17 protein-coding genes are annotated in these 23,958 nt (G+C 58.0%); 5 read left to right on the top strand and 12 right to left on the bottom strand.

All coding sequences use genetic code 11. The features are described 5' to 3' along the window. From pqiC to rlmKL, 5 genes are all read right to left on the bottom strand, one after another. Nucleotides 1-663, bottom strand: a complete 663-nt coding sequence (gene pqiC / locus SANT_RS13270) for a membrane integrity-associated transporter subunit PqiC (protein ID WP_025422778.1) — start codon at nt 661-663, stop codon at nt 1-3. Continuing rightward, the gene (gene pqiB / locus SANT_RS13275) at nt 663-2,303 is read right to left on the bottom strand and encodes an intermembrane transport protein PqiB (protein WP_025422779.1); all 1,641 of its coding nucleotides are present in this window, start codon (nt 2,301-2,303) and stop codon (nt 663-665) included. Before pqiB ends, pqiC begins: the two co-directional genes overlap by 1 nt. Beyond that, on the bottom strand, nt 2,290-3,567 hold the full coding sequence (gene pqiA / locus SANT_RS13280) for a membrane integrity-associated transporter subunit PqiA (RefSeq protein WP_025422780.1): 1,278 nt from the start codon (nt 3,565-3,567) through the stop codon (nt 2,290-2,292). Before pqiA ends, pqiB begins: the two co-directional genes overlap by 14 nt. 67 nt (nt 3,568-3,634) lie before the next feature. Further along, nucleotides 3,635-5,557: an ABC transporter ATP-binding protein gene (locus SANT_RS13285; protein ID WP_025422781.1), complete on the bottom strand. Its 1,923-nt coding sequence runs from the start codon at nt 5,555-5,557 to the stop codon at nt 3,635-3,637. 3 nt (nt 5,558-5,560) lie between these two features. Beyond that, complete coding sequence (rlmKL, locus tag SANT_RS13290) at nt 5,561-7,687, bottom strand: bifunctional 23S rRNA (guanine(2069)-N(7))-methyltransferase RlmK/23S rRNA (guanine(2445)-N(2))-methyltransferase RlmL (protein ID WP_038668570.1); 2,127 nt, start codon at nt 7,685-7,687, stop codon at nt 5,561-5,563. A gap of 103 nt (nt 7,688-7,790) precedes the next feature. Here rlmKL and SANT_RS13295 point away from each other — a divergent pair, with 103 nt between their 5' ends. Beyond that, entirely contained in the window at nt 7,791-8,897 is a 1,107-nt protein-coding gene (locus SANT_RS13295; RefSeq protein ID WP_025422782.1) for a YcbX family protein, read from the top strand. Between the two features lie 53 nt (nt 8,898-8,950). On the opposite strand, the gene SANT_RS13300 is transcribed toward SANT_RS13295, so the two are convergent. The 3 genes from SANT_RS13300 to pepN all read right to left on the bottom strand — a co-directional run bounded on the left by SANT_RS13300 (nt 8,951) and on the right by pepN (nt 13,576). Then, nucleotides 8,951-9,499, bottom strand: a complete 549-nt coding sequence (locus SANT_RS13300; protein WP_025422783.1) for a cell division protein ZapC — start codon at nt 9,497-9,499, stop codon at nt 8,951-8,953. A 168-nt stretch (nt 9,500-9,667) separates the two neighbouring features. Continuing rightward, entirely contained in the window at nt 9,668-10,678 is a 1,011-nt protein-coding gene (gene pyrD, locus SANT_RS13305) for a quinone-dependent dihydroorotate dehydrogenase (protein ID WP_025422784.1), read from the bottom strand. A gap of 279 nt (nt 10,679-10,957) precedes the next feature. Beyond that, complete coding sequence (gene pepN, locus SANT_RS13310; protein ID WP_025422785.1) at nt 10,958-13,576, bottom strand: aminopeptidase N; 2,619 nt, start codon at nt 13,574-13,576, stop codon at nt 10,958-10,960. Between the two features lie 289 nt (nt 13,577-13,865). Here pepN and pncB point away from each other — a divergent pair, with 289 nt between their 5' ends. From pncB to SANT_RS13330, 4 genes are all read left to right on the top strand, one after another. After that, nucleotides 13,866-15,089 carry a nicotinate phosphoribosyltransferase gene (gene pncB, locus SANT_RS13315; protein ID WP_148296291.1) on the top strand — a complete coding sequence of 408 codons (1,224 nt, stop codon included), beginning with the start codon at nt 13,866-13,868 and terminating at the stop codon, nt 15,087-15,089. Nucleotides 15,090-15,396: 307 nt separating this feature from the next. Continuing rightward, nucleotides 15,397-16,797 (top strand): asparagine--tRNA ligase, encoded by a 1,401-nt coding sequence (gene asnS / locus SANT_RS13320; RefSeq protein WP_025422787.1) that lies wholly within the window; start codon nt 15,397-15,399, stop codon nt 16,795-16,797. A 300-nt stretch (nt 16,798-17,097) separates the two neighbouring features. Next, the gene (ompF, locus tag SANT_RS13325; protein ID WP_025422788.1) at nt 17,098-18,204 is read left to right on the top strand and encodes a porin OmpF; all 1,107 of its coding nucleotides are present in this window, start codon (nt 17,098-17,100) and stop codon (nt 18,202-18,204) included. A gap of 170 nt (nt 18,205-18,374) precedes the next feature. After that, nucleotides 18,375-19,565, top strand: a complete 1,191-nt coding sequence (locus tag SANT_RS13330; protein WP_025422789.1) for an amino acid aminotransferase — start codon at nt 18,375-18,377, stop codon at nt 19,563-19,565. Nucleotides 19,566-19,679: 114 nt separating this feature from the next. On the opposite strand, the gene SANT_RS13335 is transcribed toward SANT_RS13330, so the two are convergent. From SANT_RS13335 to SANT_RS24175, 4 genes are all read right to left on the bottom strand, one after another. Further along, a complete protein-coding gene (locus SANT_RS13335; protein WP_025422790.1) occupies nt 19,680-20,309 on the bottom strand; it encodes an MBL fold metallo-hydrolase in 630 nt (209 codons plus the stop codon). Between the two features lie 74 nt (nt 20,310-20,383). Further along, a complete protein-coding gene (locus tag SANT_RS13340; protein ID WP_025422791.1) occupies nt 20,384-20,932 on the bottom strand; it encodes a YcbK family protein in 549 nt (182 codons plus the stop codon). A 179-nt stretch (nt 20,933-21,111) separates the two neighbouring features. Further along, nucleotides 21,112-22,896 (bottom strand): L,D-transpeptidase, encoded by a 1,785-nt coding sequence (ldtD, locus tag SANT_RS13345; RefSeq protein ID WP_071882026.1) that lies wholly within the window; start codon nt 22,894-22,896, stop codon nt 21,112-21,114. 573 nt (nt 22,897-23,469) lie between these two features. Beyond that, nucleotides 23,470-23,841 (bottom strand): hypothetical protein, encoded by a 372-nt coding sequence (locus SANT_RS24175; protein WP_148296292.1) that lies wholly within the window; start codon nt 23,839-23,841, stop codon nt 23,470-23,472. Between the last annotated feature and the right edge of the window lie 117 nt (nt 23,842-23,958).

The raw sequence follows: 23,958 nt of genomic DNA on the forward strand, positions 1-23,958 counted from the left end.
TTAGTTTATAGCTATAAATTCTTTCGCTACCTGCTGGCCGACCGTTTCCCAACCCTGCGCCAGGGTACGCACCAGCGCATCGTAGCCATCCTTTTTCTGGGGCAGCGTCAAATTAAACGGCTGGCGGATGACGCGTCCGTCGTGGGTCAAAAGCCACACCCCCTGTACGACTGCGCGCCCATCGTAACGGCCGTGGAAGCCGGTAATGGTGACCGCCAACTGGTCGCTATCACCGCTGCTACCGATGGGTTGCGTGGACACCAGCGTCCCCGGTAGCGCGGCGCTCAAATTCGCCACCAGCGCTTGCTGTAACTGCTGTTCCAGCGGACTGGCCCAGAGATTGCTGCGGGCCGTGCTGTACTGCACGTCGCTGGTTTGATAGACCAGTCCGTTGCCGGCCAGAAAATCCGCCACCGATACCTGCGCGACCCAAAGCTGCCGACGCCCAGCGCGGCTGTCGGCGTGAAACGGCGTGGCGGCCGCACCCTGCGCGTCGGCGGCGCTGCCCGCCCCGGACGCGGTCGCGTTTGCCCCGACGGTGGCAAGCGTCGTCGCGTTGCTCGCCGGCTCGAACGGTAGCTGATAGTAAGTGTTGCCGTCACCGGTGGCGCAGCCGCTGAGCAGAAGCACCGTCGCCAGCGCTAAAAGTCTCCCTTTTTGCATTATTTCGCCCTCTTCGGCTGTGGATCTTTACCTTTATCGGCTTCAAAAACCAGCGCGTTGCTCTTGCTGTTCAGCGTCCGCAACACCGGTTGCAGCTCGCGCAGCACCTGATCGAGACGCTGCATGTCCGCCACCATTTTATTGTAGGCGGGGGCGCCGGGTTGGAACCCTTTCATACTGCGGTTCAGCTCTTTCAGCGTCTGCTGCATATCTTGGGGCAATTGCTGCATCGACGCGCTTTCGGTGATCTTATTCACGGCCTTCAGCGTGCGCTGTAGCTCTTGTAGCGTGCTCCGACTTTGCGCCAGCGTACTGGTGGCTTGATTGAGCATCGGATCGAGCGGTAGCGCATTGATTTTATCCAGCGTAGCGGTCAGTTTTTGCTGTATCTGCGCCAGACCGGCGCTGGTGGTCGGCAGCACCGGGTAACCCTTAACGGTCGAGGGCCCCGGCCAGGCTTTGGCCTGCGGATAGAAATCCAAATCGACATACAGCGCGCCGGTCAGCAAGTTGGCGCTCTTCAGCGCCGCGCGGAAGCCCTGCCCTTCGGCCTCGGTCAGGCGCTTATTGATATCAAAGTTTTTACCCACCTTGCTGATAAAGCGATCCGGCTCAATGCGAATGAGCACCGGCACGCGATAGTCGCCGTTCATTTCCTGATCGGCGCTGACGGTGGCGAACGGCACCTCCGCCACGGTCCCCAGGCGGATGCCGCGGAATTCTACCGGCGCCCCCGGTTGCAGGCCGCGAATCGAATCGTCAAAGAACAGGACGTAGTCCTGATGTTGGGTGTAAAGGGAATCGGCGATGTCGTTCTTATTATCGAACAGCTGATAACGCTGCTGCTCTTTGGCCGACTGTCCCAGTTCCCAGCCGGTTGGCACATCAAAACTGACCCCGCCGGCAAACAGCGTGGTCAGCGAGCCCATTTCCACGCGCATGCCGGAGGCCGACAAATTGAGCGCCACGCCGCTGTCCTTCCAGAACCGGACATTGGTGGTCACCAGGCTATCATAAGGCGCGTTAATAAAGAGCTGATAATTCATCATGCGCTTAAGCGGATCAAAGTGGCTGGTTTCCACCGTACCGACGCGGAAGCCGCGAAACAGCACCGGATCGCCGGCGCTCAACTGGCCCGAACGATCGCTGTCCAGCTGGATTCGAATTCCGCGCGCATCGGGAGAAGCCAGCGGTGGCGCGTCCAACAATTTGAATTCCCGCGAGGTCTCTTCGCTGGATCCGGGTTGCAATTGAATATAGGCGCCGGATAACAGGGTCCCTAATCCAGATACCCCTTCCTTGCCGATCTGCGGCTTCACCACCCAAAACGCCGAGTCTTTATTCAGCATTTTTTCCATGCCGTTATAGATGCGCGCTTTGATTTCCACCTGGCGTAAATCGTCACTCAGCATCACGCTCTCGACGGTACCGACATCCACGCTGCGGCTTTTGATGGCGGTTTTTCCGGCTTCAATACCCTCAGCGCTGCTGGTGGTCAGGGTGATCACTTTGCCCTGATGGCTGAAATGGTAAAACAGGATCCAGGCGCCAATGAGGACGGTGACAATGGGAACGATCCACACCGGCGACCAGCGTTTGATCTTCTCCACCCGGGCTTCCTGATAATTATTTTCCGTCAACGGTCGACTCCTTTAGCGTGGTATGCGAAGCCCTGTCCCACAAAAGACGGGGGTCAAAAGTTTTGGCGGCGATCATGGTCAAGATGACGACCGCGGCAAACAGCAGCACGCCGATGCCGGGGCTAATGCTCATCAGCCTACCCATGCGCACCAGGCCAGACAGCACGGCAATAACAAAAACATCGATCATCGACCAGCGGCCGACGAATTCCACCACCTCGTAGAGCAGGTGCATCCGTTCGCTGTCGGCCGCGTTTCGCTCGCCGCGGCCGGCGGCGTCCCAGCACAGCCAGCCCAGCGCAATCATCTTCAGGCTGGGGACCATAATACTGGCGATAAAAATCACCAGCGCCACCGGTATTGAGCCGTCCTCCCACAGCAGGATAACGCCAGCCATGATGGTGGAATTGAGTCGATTACCCAGCCCGTCGGTAATCATAATCGGCAGCAGATTGGCCGGCACATACAGCATCAATGAGGTGAGTAACAGCGCCAGCGTCCATTGCAGGCTATGGACACGTCGCGCGTGCTCGCGGGTACGGCAGCGCGGACAAACGACGGCGTCCGCGGGCAGGATCAGCGTACAACAGCTGCAAGCGCGTATGCCCTGCGCCAGGCCGCCCTCACCGGGCCGCAATCGCGTTACCGGCGACGTGAACGGCATGATGACGTCCCATAACCAGCGGGGGTCAACGCATTGTAATGCCCTCAGTTGCAGCAAGCAGAAGAAACAGAATGGAATAAAACTGTTGCCGATGCCTATCTGGCCATAAGCCATCAATTTGACAAAACTGACCAGCACCCCAACCAAGAAAATCTCCGCCATGCCCCAGCTGCGCAGGGCGAATAATAACTTGGCCAGAAACGCCTTCAGGCGAAACGGCAGCGGTACATCTAGACACAATAAGATGATCAAAATCATGCAAAGCGCGGGGATAGCCTGCACGCACAGCAAAAACACGCTCGCCAGGCTGGAAAAATGATCGCTAACCATCACCAGCGGAATTTGCGGCAGCGTTATTTGCCGCTTTATGCCGGAGACTTCCATATTGACAAAGGGGAAGAGATTGGCCAGCCCCTGCATCACCAGCGCGCTGATGGCGAACCCCACCGGCTGGCGTTTGGGATCGTGCCAATAGCTCTGCAAGGTGTTACGGCACCGCGGGCAGATCCCCTTCTGGCCGGGCGTCAGCGGCGGCAACGCCACCAATAAATCACAGTGCGGGCAAAGCACGTGATGCTGATGTCGGGGATAATCGCACACGCCTACCTCCTATGGTGCTTTCCGTTTGCGCGGGTAATCGGGGGCGGCATAGACCGCCCGCCAGGGCCTATTCCGCCGCGCCGTTCTTTTGCGCTTCCAGCGTTTCCCAGCGGCTGAACGCCTGCTCAAGCGCGTCCTCCGCCTGCGCAATCGCCGTCAGCACCGGCTGCGTTGTCTCGTGGGGTTGACTGAAAAAGTCCGGCGCCGCCACTTGCGCCTGCAATCGGCCTATTTCCTGCTCCAAGCGCTCGATCTGCCCCGGGAGAGTTTCCAGCTCCCGTTGCAGGTTATAACTGAGTTTCCCCCCGCCGCGTTTGGCAGAAGATGGGGTAGCCCCAGGCGCGGGCGCCGGGGTCTTCTGCGCCGGCGCCGGCTGCGCCCTTAGCGCGCGCCGATTGCTGCGCTGGCGCTGCGCGTCAAAATAACCGCCCACGTAACACTCGATGCGCCCTTCCCCTTCAAAAATCCAGCATTCGGTCACCGAGTTATCCACAAACTGGCGATCGTGGCTGACCAGCAGTACGGTACCCTGATAGCTGTCGAGGAGCTCTTCCAGCAATTCCAGGGTTTCGACATCGAGATCGTTGGTGGGTTCGTCAAGAATCAGCAGGTTGCTGGGATTGAGAAACAGCCGCGCCAATAACAACCGATTACGCTCGCCGCCTGAAAGCGCTTTTACCGGCGTCATTGCCCGTTTCGGATGAAACAAAAAGTCCTGTAGGTAGCCCAACACGTGACGCGAGCGACCGTTGACCATCACCTCCTGCTTACCCTCGGCCAGGTTGTCCATCACGGTACGCTCCGGATCGAGCACCGCGCGATACTGGTCGAAATAGGCGACTTCCAGCTTGGTGCCGCAGTGTATGCGGCCGCTGTCGGCGCCAAGTTGACCCAGCATCAGCTTCAGCAACGTGGTTTTACCACAGCCGTTGGGGCCGATAAGAGCAATTTTATCCCCGCGCTGCACCTGCGCGCTGAAGTGGCTAATCAGCGGTTTCCCTTCTATACCATAGCTGACGTCTTCCAGTTCAAAGACGATTTTGCCCGACCGCGCCGCCTCTTCCACCTGGATTTTCGCGCTGCCCATCACTTCACGACGCTCGGAACGCTCTTGACGCAGCGCCTTCAACGCGCGCACCCGCCCTTCATTGCGCGTGCGCCGGGCTTTAATCCCCTGGCGGATCCACACCTCTTCCTGAGCCAGTTTGCGATCAAACTCGGCGTTCTGCAGCTCCTGCACCCGCAGCTCTTCCTCTTTTCCTTCCAGATATTTGTCATAATTACCCGGCCAGGAGACCAGCTTGCCGCGGTCCAAATCGACGATGCGGGTCGCCATCGCGCGGATAAACGAGCGGTCATGGGAGATGAAAATAATGCTGCCGGGAAAGGTCTTCAAGAAAGCTTCCAGCCAGTCAATGGTTTCAATATCCAGATGGTTGGTCGGTTCATCCAGCAGCAGCACCTGTGGTTCGCACACCAGCGCGCGGCCCAGCGCCGCCTTGCGCAGCCAGCCGCCGGACAGCGATGACAGTTGGCTGTCGGCGTCCAGGCCTATCTGCGCAATGACCTCATGGATGCGCTTTTCCAAATGCCACAAATTTTGATGGTCGAGAATTTCCATCAGCCGGCCCATTTCCGCCAGATTTTTTTCGCTCGGGTCCTGTTCTACCCGCTGAGAAATCCCGTGATAGGCTTTCAGTATCTGCGCCTGCGCCTCGACCCCTTCGGCAACGAAATCGAAAACGCTGCCGGTAACGTCCCGTGGCGGATCTTGCTGCAGCCGGGCGACGATGACATCCTGCTCGAAAATCAGTTGACCATCGTCGAGGGGCACCTCGCGGCTCAAGATTTTCATCAAGGTGGATTTGCCGGCGCCGTTGCGCCCCACCAGGCAAACGCGCTCGTTGCGCTCAATATGCAGCTCGGTGTTATCCAGCAGCGGCGCATCGCTGAACGACAACCAGGCGCCGGAAAGACTGATTAATGACATGACTTAGAGATCCTTGTCCGCATGGCTTATCAGCCAGCAGTGATGAATTTGGCGGTTGCGGGCGAAGTCCGGCGAGCGGGTACGATCGGTTATCGACTGCGCCCTCAGGCCCAGCGCGGTCAGCCCCGCATCATCCAGTTGGAAACCGCGTCTGTTGTTGGAGAACATGATGGTGCCGCCGGGGCGCAGAAGCCGTTTGAGCTCGGCCATCAGCGCCACATGGTCGCGCTGGACGTCAAAGGTATCGGCCATCCGCTTGGAATTGGAGAAGGTGGGCGGGTCGATGAATATCACATCGAACGTTTCCTGCGTCATCGATAGCCACGCCAGGCAATCCGCCTGTATCAGCCGGTGCTGACGGCCTACCAGGTCGTTGCTGCGCAGATTTTTTTCCGCCCACGCCAAATAGGTGCGCGACATATCCACCGAGGTGGTGCTGCCCGCGCCGCCAATACCGGCATGGACGCTGGCGCTGCCGGTGTAGGCAAACAAATTGAGGAAGTCTTTGCCACGGCTCATTTCCCCCAGCATTCTGCGCGCGATGCGGTGATCGAGGAATAGCCCGGTATCCAGGTAGTCGGTCAAGTTGACCCACAATTTGGCGCCGTACTCCTCCACCAGCAAGAATTCGCCCTTCTGCGCCAGTTTTTCATATTGATTCTTGCCTTTCTGCCGCTCGCGCGCTTTGACCACCAAACGGCTGGCCGGTATCGCCAGCACAGCCAGGGTGGCGGTTATTACATCATACAGCCGCTGCCGCGCACGCTCGGGTTCCACGCTTTTCGGCGCCACATACTCTTGAATCACCACCCAGCTGCTGTAGCGATCGATAGCGACATTGTAGTCCGGCAGATCGGCGTCATACAGCCGGTAGCAATCCAGCTTTTCCCGCTCGGCCCATTTTTGTAGCGAGCGCACATTTTTGCGCAGGCGGTTGGCGAAATCGGCGGCAATTTGCCCTTCCCCCTGGCCGGGCGCAGCGGCGGTTTCCGCCAGCCTATAGTTCTTCTGCTCGCAGTCCAGCGGACCGTTTTTGGCTTTAAAGCTGCGTTCTGCACGCAGCATCAATGCGCCCAGCAGCGCCGGCGAGGCGCTGAACAACGACAGCCGCCAGCCGCCGAACCGGCTTTTCATGACCCGCCCGAGCTGGTTGTGCAGGGCGATAAGCGCCGGTTCACTCTCCAGGCGCTCACCGTAAGGGGGATTGCTCACAACCGTCCCGCGTGGCCCCTCCGGCAGCGGATTGACGAACTGCGCCACCTCGCCGGCCTGGAAGGTTATCAGCGCAGACACGCCGGCGCGGCGCGCGTTTTGGCGCGCCTTCTCCAGCACCCGGCTGTCGACGTCGGAGCCGTAAAAGCGCGACGGCGTTTGCGCCAGCCCCGCTCGGGCACGCTCGCGCGCGTCGCGCACCGTCTCTTGCCAGAGCGCCTCATCATGCCCGGACCAGGCGGAAAATCCCCAAAACGGACGCGTAAGCCCGGGGGCGCAATCGGCCGCGATCAGCGCCGCTTCAATCAGCAGCGTACCGGAGCCGCACATCGGATCCAGCAGCGGCGTACCGGGTTGCCAGCCGGAGCGCAGCACGATGGCGGCGGCGAGATTCTCCTTTAACGGCGCCTGACCCTGCGCATCGCGATAGCCACGCTGGTGCAGGCTGCTGCCGCTCAGATCAAGCGACAGCATCACCCGGTCACGGTGCAGATAGGCCTGAATGCGGATATCGGGCTGCTGGCGGTCGACATCGGGTCGACGCGCGCCGTGGCGGGTAAAACTGTCGACGATGGCGTCCTTAACCTTCAGCGCGCCATACTGGCTGTTGCGGATTGCCGCGTTGGTGCCGCTGAAATGTACGGCGAAACGTTTATCCACCGTGAACAGCGACGGCCAGTCCACCGCCTGCACACCGCGATACAGGTCGCCATCGCTGCCGACGCTGAAATCGTTCAGCGGCAGGACGATGCGCGACGCCAGACGACTCCACAACAGCGCGCGGTAAAGCAGCCGGCTATCGGCCTGGAAGTGCACGCCGCCCAGCGCAATTTTACACGAGGCGGCCCCCAGGGTTTCCAGCTCGCTTTTCAACAGTTCTTCCAAACCTTGTGCCGTGGTGGCAAACAGAGAATTCATCTGGTCTCTTATTATTAATTAAAAAGAAAATCGTTGCGCATTATAGCCAATCCTGCCCCATTGTCATAAAGTTGACCGTCATCACAAACGGCACGGAGGCAGAATGAGTATTTTATCGCGTTTATATGTGCATCCGGTGAAATCAATGCGCGGGTTGCAGCTGTCGCACGCCCTGGCCGGCGCCGAAGGGTTGGCGTTTGATCGCGTTTTTATGCTCACCGACGCCGACGGCGCCTTTATCACCGCCCGGCAGTATCCGCAGATGTTATTATTCACCCCGGTAATGCTGCCTGGCGGGCTGCACCTTACCGCCCCCGACGGGCAAAGCCGCCACGTGCGTTTTACCGATTTTTCCGCGCCGGCGCAGCCGGTTGAGGTCTGGGGGAATCATTTTACCGCTTATCCGGCGCCGGAGACCATCAATACCTGGTTTTCCGGCTATCTTGAACAGCCGGTTACCCTCTGCTGGACGGGCGAGCATAGCCACAGGCGGGTGAAACGCTTCCCGGCCGTCCCGCTGTCGTTCGCCGACGGCTATCCCTATCTTCTGATAAGCGAAGCGTCCTTTTTGGATTTACAGCGCCGCTGCCCGGCGGGCGTCACCCTGAGCCAGTTTCGGCCGAATCTGGTGGTGACCGGCACCGAAGCGTATGCGGAAGATAGCTGGCATCGTCTGCGTATTGGCGAGGTCGAGTTTGAAGTGGTAAAGCCGTGCAGCCGCTGCGTTCTGACCACGGTCAACGTGGAACAGGGCCATAAACATCCTGGGGGTGAGCCGCTGCGCACCTTACAAGGCTATCGCAGTGCCGACGACGGTACAGTCGATTTCGGCCAGAATGTGATCGCCCGCACCACCGGTATCGTGCGGGTCGGCGACAACGTCGAGGTCCTTAGCACCCGTAAGCCGCGTCGCTATCGCGCCGCCAGCCCCGCAAGCGTAGCCACGCCGCCGCCCCAGGCCGCCGACGCGCCGGTGACCATTGTGTATCAGGGCCGGCAATTTATCGGCAACCAACGGGATATCTTATTGGAGCAGTTGGAGCTGCAGGGCATACGCATCCCCTACTCCTGTCGGGCCGGCATTTGCGGCACCTGCAAGGTGAAATTATTGTCGGGTGACGTTGCGCCGCTGACCGGCAGCGCGACGGCATCGGCGCCGTGGATCCTCTCTTGCAGTTGCCTACCGCGCGGCGATGTCCATCTGGAATAGCCATCGCGCCAGCGGCCTGGGACCGCTGACGCTTTCGTCAGCCTGACCGGGTCTTATACCGCCGTCGCGAACTGCAAATCGTCCTGGCGCGGCGCCGGTTGAAGCCGGTCATGCATAATTTTTATCGCGTCGCCTAGAGCCATGCGGCGGCCGGCCAGCGTCAGACAGGGTTGCGCCAGCACGCACAGGCTGGCGTTGTCGCCGGCCTCGGCGATAAGCAATCGCGCCCGTTCGCCGCCGTCGCTCACGCAAACCAACACGCTGTCCCCCTCTTGGGGTTGCCAGGCGTCCGTCGTATGCTGCGTTTGAAAATGCCAGCTCTTGGGCATTTGCGGCTTTAAAAAGCGCAACGCCACCAGCGCATTGAGCACCAGTTCAGCGCGCAGGGCATCGTTGAGCGGCAACGCCCGGCTTTTATCCTCAAATTGATAATAAAGCGCGGCGTCGTCAACGCAAAATCGCGTGCGCTCGAACGCATCAGGGGTCAGCATTTTCGCGCAAAAGCGCGAACGGAATACCAAGCCTTCCGACAGATCAAGCATCATACGGTCGTGTTCAGCATCGAAAAACCAATGCCAGTTATCGCCAGGGGTGATCTTCATCCATTTACCTTTTATCACGTCGCCAATTCAGGGCCTGGTCGCTATCCGGCAAGCGTCACCTGCAGAGCCGGAAATTTAATTGATCTTAAATTAGCAGTAAACGAATAAAAGATAAACGAGGCTGGATAAGAAATATGCCTCCAGCCCCCATTATTTTGTCAAGATTGGCTAAATATCGCTGACAATATCCTTTATCAAGCGCGGACCATGGAAAATAAAGCCCGAATAGATCTGAATAAGCGAAGCGCCGGCCGCCATTTTTTCCCTGGCCGCGATAAGCGAATCGATACCACCGACCCCGATAATCGGTAATTTACCTTGTAACTCAGCGGACAATTGTCGGATAACTTCCGTACTGCGCAATTGCAGCGGCCGGCCGCTCAGACCACCGGTTTGGGCACTATGGTCCAGGCCCTGCACCAGCTCCCGGCCCGTAGTGGTATTGGTCGCGATAACGCCGTCGATATTATGGCGCACCAAACTATCGGCAACCTGGATCAATTCTGCCTCGCTCATGTCGGGGGCTATTTTTACCGCCACCGGCACATATTTGTGATGGTAGGCTTGCAGCACCGCCTGCTTATTTTTTATCGCCGACAACAGATCATCCAGCGCCGCGCCAAATTGCAGGGTGCGCAGCCCGGGCGTATTGGGGGATGAAATATTCACCGCGATATAACCGGCGTAAGGATAGACCTTCTCCATGCAGATCAGATAATCATCCTTGCCCTGCTCCACCGGCGTATCTTTATTTTTCCCGATATTGATGCCCAGCACGCCGCCGAAATGGGATTTTTTGACGTTCTCCACCAGGTTGTCGACCCCGTGGTTATTAAAGCCCATACGGTTTATCAAGCCGCCAGCCTTCACCAGACGGAACAAACGCGGCTTTTCATTGCCGGGCTGCGCGCGAGGCGTGACCGTGCCCACTTCAATAAAACCGAAGCCCATGGCGCCAAGCGCGTCGATGCAATCACCGTCTTTATCCAATCCTGCGGCCAGCCCAAGGGGGTTTTTGAAAGCGATACCCATACAGTTGACGGTTTTGGTTGGTACCGATTGGCGCACCAGCCATTCCAGCGGAGTGCCGGTAATGCGCTTAAGCTGCCGAAAAGTCAATTCATGGGCCCGTTCCGGGTCGAGCTGGAACAATGCCTGCTTGATAAGCGGATATAACATGAGGTCTCCTGATTCCCGGTTGCAACCGGGGCGGTATTATCAATCATCGGCGCGGGAAAGGGAATCAATGATGGCCGCAAAAAAAGGGCACCCCTGCGGATGCCCTGCGAACGACGGCGCGTTGGCGCGCGACGATAGCCCGTTTTCGCCAGTCCTCCCCGCCGACCGCGCTGCGCCGAGGCGGGCTGCCATACTGCGCCCCCGCCGGCCAACCGTGACTATCTATCGCCGGCAAAAACCGTGCGGCGCCGGCCGTGGAGCGCCAATGACCTCCGCGGCTTAAGCGTCGGCCAGCGCCTTGGTTATTTTCTCAAACAGATCCCCGGAGAGATTCTCCAGCGCCTTGAGTTGCTCCAGCGCCGCGCGCATGAGGCGCTGACGCGGCGCATCATAGCGCTTGAGCCGAATCAAGGGCTCAACCATCCGCGAAGCAACCTGGGGATTGCGGGTATTCAACTCGGTCAGGATCTCGACCAAAAAGGCGTAACCGCTACCGTCCGCCGCATGGAACGCCGCCGGATTATTGGCGGCGAACGCGCCGATAAGCGCCCGAACGCGATTGGGATTATTCAGGCTAAAGGCGCGATGGGTAAGCAGCGATTTGACATGATCCAGCGCGTCCTCCGCCGGACTGGTCGCTTGCAGGCTGAACCATTTGTCCATGACCAAACCGTCGTGGTGCCAGCGCTGGTCGAACTCCGCCAGCAGCGTGGCCTGGCAGGGTAACTGTGCCGCCACCGCCGCCGCCATTGCCGCCAGCGTGTCGGTCATGTTGTCGGCCTGATAGTATTGCTCGGTGGTAAGACGAACCGCACGATCGCGATCGCCAAACGCCAGATAGTGCAGGCAGCAGTTGCGCAGCGCGCGCAGGCCGATATCACGGTGCTCCACCCGATACTCACCAGAGGGGCTGGCGCGGTAGACCGCTAACAGTTCATCGCCAAGCTCGTTCGCCAGACAGCTGGTCAACGCGTCATGCACGCTGTGAATCGCTACCGGATCCACGCTATCAAACAAACCGGCCATTTCATTCTCGCTCGGCAGCGTCAGTATTTGCGCCGCCAGCGCCGGATCCAGCGCGGGATCAAGTAGAATACCGCGGAACGCGTCAGCCACATGCAGCGGCAGCGTCAGCGGCTGCCCCTCCTGATAGCGGGCCACGTTCAAGCGGATGTAGATAGACAGCAGGCTTTGCGCCGCGTCCCAGCGGGAGAAATCGCTGGTGGCGAAACGCATCAGGGTAATCAATTGCTGATCGCTATAGGGATAATCCAGCTTCACCGGCGCGGAGAATTCACGCAGCAGCGAGGGGATGGGCAGCGACGGGACATGATCGAAAATAAACGTCTGGACGCTTTCGGTCACGTTCAACACCGAATTGACCGGCGCGCCGGCGTGCTGTAGCGGGATGACCTGTCCGTGGTTATCGTACAGTTCGATATCCAACGGAATATGCAGCGCCTGTTTTTCCTGCTGGTCCGGCGTCGGCGGCGTCATCTGCGTCACGTGCAGAGTGTATTGCTCCAGCTCAGCATTATAATCGTCGCGCACCGTCACCAGCGGCGTTCCCGACTGGCTGTACCAGCGGCGGAACAGCGTCAAATCGATATCGCCGGCCTCCTCCATCGCGACGACGAAATCTTCGCAGGTGGCGGCGCTGCCGTCGTGGCGGGAAACGTAGCGGCGCATCCCGGCCTGGAATTTTTCCTCCCCCAGCAGGGTATGCAGCATACGGATCACTTCGGCGCCCTTCTCATACACCGTCAGGGTGTAAAAGTTATTCATTTCAATCACTTTATCGGGACGAATGGGGTGCGCCATCGGGCTGGCGTCTTCGGCGAACTGCGCGCTGCGCATCACGCGTACATTGTTAATGCGATTGACGGCGCGCGAGCCGATATCCGAACTGAACTCCTGATCGCGGAATACGGTCAGGCCCTCTTTCAGACTCAGTTGGAACCAGTCGCGGCAGGTAATGCGATTGCCGGTCCAGTTATGGAAATATTCATGGCCGATGACCCGTTCGATATTGAGATAATCCACATCGGTGGCGGTTTGCGCCCGGGCCAGCACATATTTGGCGTTAAAGACGTTGAGCCCTTTATTCTCCATGGCGCCCATATTGAAGAAATCGACCGCCACCACCATATAGATATCCAGGTCATACTCAAGACCGAAGCGGGTTTCGTCCCAGCGCATGGCGCGCTTGAGTGACGCCATCGCCCAGTCGGCGCGATCCAGGTTGCCGCGATCGACAAACAGCTCCAGCGCGACCTCCCTGCCGGAGCGGGTGGTAAAGCTGTCGCGCAACACATCAAAATCCCCCGCCACCAGCGCAAAGAGGTAACACGGTTTTGGAAAAGGATCTTCCCAGATGACCCAATGCCGGCCATCGCCGTTATCCCCGTAATCAATACGGTTGCCGTTGGAGAGCAGGAACGGATAGCGTTGCTTATCCGCCAAAATGCGCGTGGTGAACCGGGCCAGAACATCCGGACGGTCCAGATAAAAGGTAATATGGCGGAAACCTTCCGCCTCGCATTGGGTACAGAGCGCGTCGCCGGAAAGGTAAAGCCCTTCCAGGGCGGTATTATTGGCGGGATGGATCAGCGTTTTGATAGTCAAGGTAAAGGTGGCGGGCAACTGCTCAATGACCAATCCCGGGGCGTCCAGACGATAATGCGTCCATTCCTGGTCGTCCACCCGCAAACTCAGTAGGCGTAAATCTTCGCCGTTGAGCAGCAAGGGCGCGCCGGCCTGGCCCTGACGCACGACGGTGCTGGTTGCCGTAACGGTGGTATTTTCGGCCTCCAGATCAAAATCCAGGTGGATATCGGTAATCGTATAATCCGGCGCACGATAATCATGGCGGTACTTGGCTTGCGGCTGTTGCGTCATAGTTAACCTTTAGGCATCAGTGTCGATTTCTGCCGTTAAGTCTATTCCTGTTAGCGGCAGGTTGCCATTGTAAAGCCCGGCAAGCGCGCTAAAATGCAGCGTTCGCGCAAAAAACAGCGCGGGCGGGCGGTAAAACCCGCCTAATGACCGGGCGACTAACCCGCGGGACGGCACGTTTGGTCCCGACGTTATCACGCCAACTGTGCTCTGATGTGACTACACTTATAGGATAACGCGGCTTTTCATGGCCGTTACCCCTTATCCGACTGAGATGAGATGTCGTAAAAGGATGCTTGAACGCACCATGAATGTTGCTACCGATCCGATTTTAACGTCGATACTCGACACTGATGCCTATAAATTCCATATGCAGCAGGCCGTTTTTCATCGCTATTTCGATGTGACGGTGAGCGCGGAGTTCCGCTGCCGCGGGGACGATCTGCTGGGGGAATACGCCGCCGACATTAGTGCCCAGATTGAGATGATGCGTAGTCTGAAATTGGACCAGGAGGAGTTTGCCTACCTGCGCGAACTGCCGTTTTTTCAAAGCGACTATCTTAACTGGCTGCGCCAGTTCCGCTTTGACCCGAGCCAGGTGCGCGTACGCAATCATCACGGCAAACTCGATATTCGCATTACCGGCCCCTGGCGCGACGTCATTTTATGGGAAGTGCCGCTGCTGGCGGTAATAAGCGAAGTGGTGCACCGCCGCCGCTCGCCGCACATCGCCCCCGCCGCCGCGGTGGCGCAGTTGCAGCAGAAGCTGCGCTATTTTCGCCAGATTAGCGCGGATGTCGACCTGTCCCGCTTCAAGCTAATGGATTTCGGCACCCGCCGCCGCTTCTCGCGCCAGGTTCAGTTTGAGGTGGTTGCTGAACTACAGCGGACGTTTCCCTACCTTATCGGCACCAGCAATTACCAACTGGCGCGGGAATGCGGCCTGCCGCCGGTCGGCACCCAGGCGCATGAATGGTTTCAGGCGCATCAGCAGATAAGCCCCGATCTGGCCAACAGCCAGCGCGCCGCCCTGCAGGCCTGGCTGGACGAATACCCCGACCAGTTGGGGATCGCGCTCACCGACTGTATCACCATGGATGCCTTTTTACGCGATTTCGGGCCGGCGTTTGCCCATGCCTATCAGGGTCTGCGGCACGACTCCGGCGACCCGGTAGAATGGGGCGAGAAGGCCATTGCGCATTATGAACGGCTGGGTATCGATCCGCTCGGCAAAACGCTGGTGTTTTCCGACAGTCTCGATTTTGACAAGGCGCTGATGCTGTACCGCCATTTCTGGCAGCGCGTCAATCTCGTTTTTGGCATCGGCACCCGGCTGAGCTGCGATATCCCCGCCGTGAAGCCGCTGAATATTGTCATCAAACTGGTAGAGTGCAACGGTAAACCGGTGGCGAAGCTCTCGGACAGCCCCGGGAAAACGATCTGTCACGATAAAGCCTTTGTTCGCGCCCTGCGTAAAGCGTTCGACGTGCCGCTGGTGGTTAAAAAGGCCAGTTGAACCGCCGGTCAAGCCGCGGCGGGTATGGGGTTGTTCCCCGTTTTGCACCGGGCAAAAGGTGGGTTGAGTCTTTCGCCAAGCCGCGGCAGGCATTTTCCGTTCACCCGTGATTGATGCGAAAGCGTCGGCGGAGACGGCGCGATGGCGCGTTTTAACACCCGTTTCCACCCTCATTTCCCGCCTAGACACCATCGCCGCCAGAAATATGCGATTTCCCCTTGTGGTCTTGCCGCCGCCAAGTAACATATTATGGTCCGTTAGCGGACTCACGGCCTTTTCCTATTTTAACTGAGTAAGAGAGTATTTTATGAGCGTAGTGCCTGTAGTCGATGTACTGCAAGGGCGCATGCCGGCTGACAGTGAAGTCACTGTACAGGGTTGGGTGCGTACCCGCCGAGATTCCAAAGCCGGAATCTCCTTTCTTGCCGTCTATGACGGTTCCTGCTTCGATCCTTTACAGGCCGTCATTAATAATACTCTGCCCAATTATCAGAACGACATTCTACGCCTGACCACCGGCTGCTCGGTATCGGTTACCGGCCGGGTAGTGGAATCCTTAGGGGGCGGTCAGCGTTACGAAATACAGGCTCAGGCCGTTGAGGTGCTCGGCTGGGTCGACGATCCGGATACTTATCCCATGGCCGCCAAGCGCCATAGCGTGGAGTATCTGCGCGAAGTGGCCCATCTTCGCCCGCGTACCAACCTGATTGGCGCGGTGGCGCGAGTCCGCCACACCCTGGCGCAGGCCATTCATCGTTTTATGGACGAGAAGGGTTTTTTCTGGGTGTCGACACCTTTGATTACCGCCTCCGATACCGAAGGCGCCGGCGAAATGTTCCGCGTTTCCACTCTCGATCTGGAAAATATACCGCGCACGGCCGATGGCAAAGTCAATTACGATGAAGATTTCTTTGGCAAAGAGGCCTTTTTAACCGTTTCCGGCCAGTTGAACGGTGAAAGTTACGCCTGCGCCCTGTCAAAAATCTACACATTCGGTCCAACGTTCCGGGCGGAAAATTCCAATACCAGCCGCCATCTCGCCGAATTCTGGATGGTTGAACCGGAAGTGGCCTTCGCCACCCTGGAGGATGCCGCCGGTCTTGCGGAAGCGATGCTCAAATATGTCTTTCAGGCGGTATTGACCGAGCGCGCCGATGATATGCAATTCTTCGCCGAGCGGGTCGACAAGGAAGCGATAAACCGTCTGAAACACTTTATTAGTGCAGATTTCGCGCAAGTGGACTACACCGAGGCGGTGACTATCTTGCAAAACTGTGGCCAGACATTTGAAAATCCGGTTTCCTGGGGCATTGACTTATCTTCGGAACATGAACGCTATTTGGCGGAAAAACATTTTAAAGCGCCGGTAGTAGTGAAAAATTATCCCAAGGATATCAAAGCGTTTTACATGCGCATGAATGACGATGGCAAAACCGTTGCCGCTATGGATGTGCTGGCCCCGGGCATCGGCGAAATCATTGGCGGATCCCAGCGCGAAGAGCGTTTAGACAGGCTGGATGCGCGTTTGGACGAAATGGGCCTCAACAAAGAAGATTACTGGTGGTATCGTGACTTGCGCCGCTATGGAACCGTTCCGCATGCAGGTTTTGGATTAGGTTTCGAGAGATTAATAGTTTATGTCACAGGAATGCAAAATATTCGTGATGTAATACCCTTCCCGCGAAGTCCACGCAATGCCAATTTCTAAATTTCGGCATTTAATATAAGAAAAACATATATATACGTCACCAAGGCCAGCTCTGCTGGCCTTTCTCTTTTTAAAGTTAGAGATATCTCACAAAGTTCCCTAAAAATTACATTTAGACATACATTTTTTCCTCATGAAACATTATTACGACATTTGTATCATTTTCGGGGTAGATTAACGACTCTGTGAATGGAACACTGCGTGCAGACACAGGAAGACACCAAACTCTCAATAATGTTTCGTAAGAAATTATTAGCGGCAGTGGCAGGTGTCCGAATAACACCAATGAGGGTAGTAATAATGATGAAGCGCAATCTTCTTGCAGTGGTAATTCCGGCCTTATTGGCTGCCGGTGCCGCTAACGCGGCCGAAGTGTATAACAAAGATGGCAATAAATTAGACATCTACGGTAAGGCTGTCGGCCTGCACTACTTCTCCCACAGCGACAACAGCTACGGCGGCGACGGCGACCAGACTTATGCCCGTCTCGGCTTCAAAGGTGAAACTCAGATTACCGACCAGCTGACCGGTTTCGGCCAGTGGGAATACAACTTCCAGGGCAACAACTCCGAAAGCAGCGTCGACGCTCAGGACGGCAACAAAACCCGTCTGGCGTTCGCCGGTCTGAAATTTGGCGATGCCGGTTCATTCGACTACGGCCGTAACTACGGCGTTGTATATGACGCTATCGGCTGGACCGACATGCTGCCGGAATTCGGCGGTGACTCCGGCTACAGCGACAACTTCATGGTGGGTCGTACCACCGGCGTCGCAACCTACCGCAACACCAACTTCTTCGGGTTGGTTGACGGCTGGGATTTCGCCGTACAGTACCAAGGCAAGAACGATCGTGACGAAATCCGTCGCGCCAACGGCGATGGCTGGGGCGCATCTACCAGCTACACCTCCCCCATCGGTGTTGCTATCGTCGGTGCTTATGCATCTTCCGACCGTACCGATGCTCAGCAAAGCGCTTACTATGCTAACGGCAGCGAAAAAGCTCAGCAGTGGGCAGCCGGTCTGAAATATGACGCCAACAACGTTTACCTGGCCGCTATGTACGGTGAAACCCGTAACGCGACCTACATCTCCAACGCCAATCTGCAAATTGATGGCGCTGACGCGACCGGTTTTGCTAACAAAACCCAGCTGATTGAATTGGTTGCTCAGTATCAGTTCGACTTCGGTCTGCGTCCGTCCGTCGCTTACGTGCAGTCGAAAGGTAAAGACATCGAAGGCATTGGCGATGTTGACCTGATCAAATACTTTGAAGTGGGCGCTACTTACTACTTCAACAAAAACATGTCCACCTATGTTGACTATATCATCAACCAGATTGATGACGACAACCAGCTGGGCATCGGCAGCGGCGATACCGTTGCTCTGGGTCTGGTCTACCAGTTCTAATCCCCTTTCGGCCCTCTACGGCTGAAACCAGGATAGCGAAGGCAGGGTTTATACCCTGCCTTCTTTTTTTTGTGCCGTTGAAAAATGTGCGGTAAACGGTTGGCAAAGGGCTCTCGTAACGGTAACCTGATAGCACTTTTCGCACACTGTGACGTTTGGACACCTCTCCCATGTTTGAATCAATCCCGGTCGCACCGGCGGACCCGATTCTCGGCCTGCTGGATGTCTTTCGCGCCGATGATCGCCCGAATAAAATCAATCTTGGTATCGGCGTTTACAAAGATGAAACCGGTAATACGCCGGTGCTGACCAGCGTAAAAAAAGCGGAGTCGCTGCTGCTGGAAAATGAGACCAGCAAAAACTATCTGAGTATTGACGGCATCGCCGCCTTCGCCGCGGGCACGCAACGCCTTTTGTTCGGCGCCAACAGCGATATTATCGCCAGCGCGCGGGCACGCAGCGCGCAAACCCCCGGCGGCACCGGCGCCCTGCGCGTGGCCGCGGATTTCCTGGCGCACAATACCGCCGTGCGCCGCGTTTGGGTAAGCAACCCTAGCTGGCCGAACCATAAAAACGTGTTTAGCGCGGCGGGATTGACGGTGTGCGATTACGCCTACTATGACGCCGTCACCCATACGCTCGATTTTACGGCAATGTTGGCGTCCCTAAGCCAGGCGCAGGCCGGCGACGTCGTCTTGTTCCACGGTTGCTGCCATAATCCGACCGGCATCGACCCCACCGAACAGCAATGGCGCGAACTGGCGGCGCTGTCGGCCCGACAGGGCTGGCTGCCGCTGTTCGATTTCGCCTATCAGGGTTTCGCCCACGGCCTGGAGGAAGATGCGGCGGGTTTGCGGATTTTTTGCGAAGCGCATCAGGAGCTTATCGTGTGCAGCTCCTTTTCAAAAAATTTCGGCCTGTATAATGAACGCGTCGGCGCCTGCACTCTCATTGCGCCAGACAGCGCGATTGCCGATCGCGCCTTCAGCCAGTTGAAAGCCATCATTCGCGCCAATTACTCCAACCCGCCGGCGCACGGCGCCGCCGTTGTCACCACCATTTTGGCCGACGACGTGCTGCGTGCCATGTGGGAGCAGGAGTTGAGCGGTATGCGCGAGCGCATTCAGCGTATGCGCCAACTGTTCGTCAACACCCTTCTGGACAAAGGTGCGCGGCAGGACTTTAGCTTTATCAACCGGCAAAACGGCATGTTCTCCTTTAGCGGCCTGACCCAGGAGCAGGTGCTAAAGCTGCGGGACCAATCGGGCATTTATGTGGTGAATTCGGGCCGCATCAACGTGGCCGGAATGACGCCGGATAACATGGCGCCGCTGTGCGAAGCGATCGTGGCGGTGCTATAACCGCCGGTTGAGCTGTCTGAAGCGGCCGCCGGCGGCGCGTCGGTGGGTGAAACGATGACGCTGTCATGGCGGTTGGCGCAACGGCAGCAACCGCCATGAAGCGCTAACCGACGGCTACTGCAGGAAAGGGTTTGTGCGGCGCTCGTGGCCCAGCGTCGACATGGGGCCATGGCCGGGCAGAAAGGCAATGTCATCCGCCAACGGCATGAGCTGATGATGGATCGAACGCATCAGCGTCGCGCTATCGCCGCCCGGCAGGTCGGTACGACCGATGCCGCCATTGAACAGCACGTCCCCCATCAACATGAACTTCGCCGCTTTGTTCCAAAATACCACATGCCCCGGTGAATGACCGGGGCAATGCAGTACGCTAAACGACAATGTCCCGACGCTCACCGTATCGCCGTCCGCAAGCCAGCGATCGGGCACCAAGGGCGGAATGCTTTCCACGCCAAACATTTGGCACTGCCCCGGCAAATTCGCCAGCAGCGGTTCATCGTCGCGATGGGGACCGACCAGGGGCACGCGATAGAACGCCGCGAGCTCGCTGGCGGCACCGACATGATCCAAATGACCGTGCGTCAGCCATATTTCTTTTACCGTTACGCCCAGCGCCGCGACTTCCTGACGCAACCGCTGCGCTTCACCGCCGGGATCCACCAGCGCCGCTTCACCGGTCTGCTCGCACCAAACCAAAGAACAATTCTGGCTGAATGCCGTTACCGGCATGATGTGATATTTCATACTGCATCCTGTCTGACCTTTTGCACCCGATTATACGGCGAAACGGCGCCGGTGTTGACAGGAATTGCGGCGCGTTACCAGGTGCGCGCCGGCCCGGTATCGATATGGACGAAATTACTGCGCGGATAGTATCCCACGCCGCCCATGCGCAGCTTGAGCGCCGCTTTACGGATCATGCTAAGCGGCGTGCCCTCAATATGGAAATCCATGGCTTTGCCCAGCGTATGATAACTGTGCTTCGCCACGCCCTCGCTTTTTGCCCGCAGTGAATTATTGGTCTGTACCGTTCGATAACCGGAAATAAGCTGCACCGGCTTGCTGGTTTGCAGCACCGTTTGCAGACGATAAAGATGATCAAAAAGCTGCGGATCGATTTCGGTGATCTTATTGGCGCGAAAATCGCGGAAAAAATGATTTAATCGGCTAAGCTCGCTTTGATCATAGCTTTTACCATTGAAAAATTCCGTTTTTAGCGTTTCACCCGTATGCAAATTATTCAGGGTAAGCATGCGCGGGCGGGGCGTGGAGAGCGTGGCGAAAGCGGTGCCGGGAAGCAGCGCCAGCCCGGCGGCAGCCGTTCCGAACACCAGCAGTTGACGGCGTAGATGATTAATATGATCCATGGGCAAAGTAACCAGTCGGCAGAGTTGATGAACAAATGCACAATAGCGCACCGCCCGAACCATAACCGTCTGGGTGGGCCACGTCAATCACTCAAGCGTCAGGATTTGCAAAAGCTCACAAAGTAGTCTACGCGGGCGCCCGATCGGTCCCGCGCATAAATTCACCGGCGTTCAGCGGCTTATTGCAACAGCCGTTGCGCTTGCGGCAGGCTTCTGGCGCCCTTCTGGGTGGGCGTATCATAATTGTAAATATCTGTACGGAACTGCGGTTTACCGTCGTCCGCGACCCAGGCGGTAAGATAAAACAGATTGACCGGAATCTGATGGCGAATCGGCACATAGGTCGTATTGCCCTGCTTTAGGGTCGCACTGACGCGAGCGTCGCCCCAGCCGGCATCTTGCAGCAGCATGTTCGCCAGCACCGCCGCCTTGTTCACCCGAACACAACCTGAGCTCAGCGCGCGCTGATCTTGGCCGAACAAATTATGGTTGGGCGTATCGTGCAAATAGATGGCATCCGAGCTGGGCATATTGAATTTATACCGTCCCAAGGCGTTCTTCGGCCCCGGCGCCTGCTGCAAACGATACGGAAAATGGTTGGGCGTGACCATATTCCAATCTATATTGGCCGGGTCGATCACGGCGGCATCGCTACTCCAGCCCGATAATATGGTGAAGTCGTTGCGCGGCAAATACCCCGGATCGCGCAGCGCTTTCGGCAGAATATCCTGACGCACCAGCGAACTGGGCACATTCCACGGCGGATTAAGCACCACGCTGCTCAATGCACTGCGCATCAGCGGCGTTTTGCGGCTGGGGCGGCCGACGATCACCCGCGAGGACAGCACCTCTGCCCCCTGCTGATAGTAAACAAGGGAGTAATTGGGAATATTGACCAGGATGCCGGTATTAACGCGATTATTCAGCAGACGCAAACGCTGAATATTCAACGCCAGCAGCGTGACCCGGGTCTGCGGGGAAACGTTAAGCCAGTTGCGCGTCTGGCGGCCGATCACACCGTCGGCGCCCAACCCCTGCCAGCTTTGGAAACGTTTCACCGCCGCCACCAGATCGGGCGAATACATCTTGTCCTGCACATCTACCGTGGCGACCACCGTGGGATTATCGCTGGAGGGCGTGGGCGTGAGCTCCGCGGCGGCGGGGCTCACCACCGCCGACGGCGGCTCCTGGCTAATAGGCTGCGAGGCGGTAGGCGTGGTGGCCGGGGCGTTATCTACCGTCGGTTGCGGCGCGGCGTCGCCGCGCTGGAGCATACCGGTACGCCGCAAAATCTCGCGCAGCGCGGGAATATCATCGCTCAATTGGCCGGGACGCAGGCTGGCGTTGCCGGTCAGCTGCGGCCAGGGGTGGTTATCGGCGAGAATGGTTTTCAACGCTTGATGCATTTTGGCGTATTGTGGATGTTGCGGCACCAGGCCGCTGATAAAGGCATCCAGCCTGCCGTCGTTCAAAGCATTCTGCCAGCGGTCAATCAACGCGCGCGGCGGCAGCGCCAGCGTATAGGGTGCATTGCCGTAAAGCCATCTTTCGCCGTTGGCGCCGACGCCGTTGGTGAATTGCAGGTAGCCCAGCAGAGCGTCGGACAAGATTTTATCCCGCGCCAGACCGGTAATACGCGGATCCGTGAGCCACTGCGCCCAGGTGGTGAATTGCGGCTGGACGCCCGACAGCGCCAGTTCCGCCAATTGCTGCTGAAAATGCCGCACCGCGGCCCGGTCCTGCCACATCGGCGCATCCTGGCGCGCGGCGTAAAGGGCCGCTATTTCGCGGGCAAAGTAAGGTTGTACATGAGCAGGGGAAATTTCTCCCGGCAAAGGGGCGCCAACACCCTGGCTTTGCGCGGCCGGCGCGCTAAAGGCGGGGCCGGAGAGCGACGCGATACCGGTCAGCAGCAGGCAACGCATCATCGCACGGCGCAACCACGCAGATTTCGTGACTAACATCCTGTGTCCCCTGTAGTGAAGCAGTTAATTTATCATGTTTTTTTTGACCTTGTTCACCGTAGTATATAAGCAGAAAAGGAAATCTGCGCACTAAACCAAAGCGAAACCCTGCGAAGCGGTTACCCTTTGACCATTTTCCCTGTGCTATGCCTTCGGCGGTATCCTCACCCGGCCCGCGTCGCGACGCCCAGTGAGCCCCTCTCTGCGTGGGCGCTATGCGCCGACAGCGGTTGATTGCCGCCTAAAATGGAGAAGTTCTCCGGCACGGCGCGAAGCGTTGCCGACAGCGTTCAAGCGCGCCAACGCACGCCATACACCACGGCGAACCTGCGGTAATCGAGGGGGTTATCTTGAAGAGTCATCAGCTCGGGATCGTTTTCATTGCATCGCACTATCAACGCCGTCTAAGGCGGGAGTCACGCTATTGCCGCAGACGGCTGCATAACCGGCGGTCATGAAACGGGCGGGACGAAAAAGCGCGGCACTGCCAGCGCAAGACGGGCCGGCGCACTCCCCGCAGTCTGATGCAGCAATAAGCGGGACGCGCGCGGGACATTACCGACCGTCGCGCGGCTATACAGGGCGCCATCGCGACGGCGAACGGCAAGGGTTAGAGCAGGTTTGCGCGCGCACCGGGATGGCGAGCCTGTCGGTACACGCAATGACCGCGTTCAACTCGCCTGGACAACCGCTGCCCCTGTTCAAACGGCGTCGACAACCGCAGCCATAGTCAATCGGCGTCGGCAAACGCAGCCCATAGTCAATCGGCGTCGGTAACCGCAGCCCACAGTCCATCGGCGTCGACAACCGCAGCCCACAGTCAATCGGCGTCGGCAAACGCAGCCCATAGTCAAACGGCGTCGACAACCGCAGCCCACAGTCAATCGGCGTCGGCAAACGCAGCCCACAGTCAATCGGCGTCGACAACCGCAGCCCACAGTCCATCGGCGTCGGCCACTGCTGCCCATGGACGGCCGATTTCGGCTAAACACCGCCATCAGCCGAGATGCGGCCGGGGGCTGAGATCTCGACCTGCCGGCGGTCAACCGGGCTCAAGCAACG

It is taken from the genome of Sodalis praecaptivus (assembly GCF_000517425.1).
In the GTDB taxonomy this organism is placed as follows: Bacteria; Pseudomonadota; Gammaproteobacteria; order Enterobacterales; family Enterobacteriaceae; genus Sodalis_A; species Sodalis_A praecaptivus.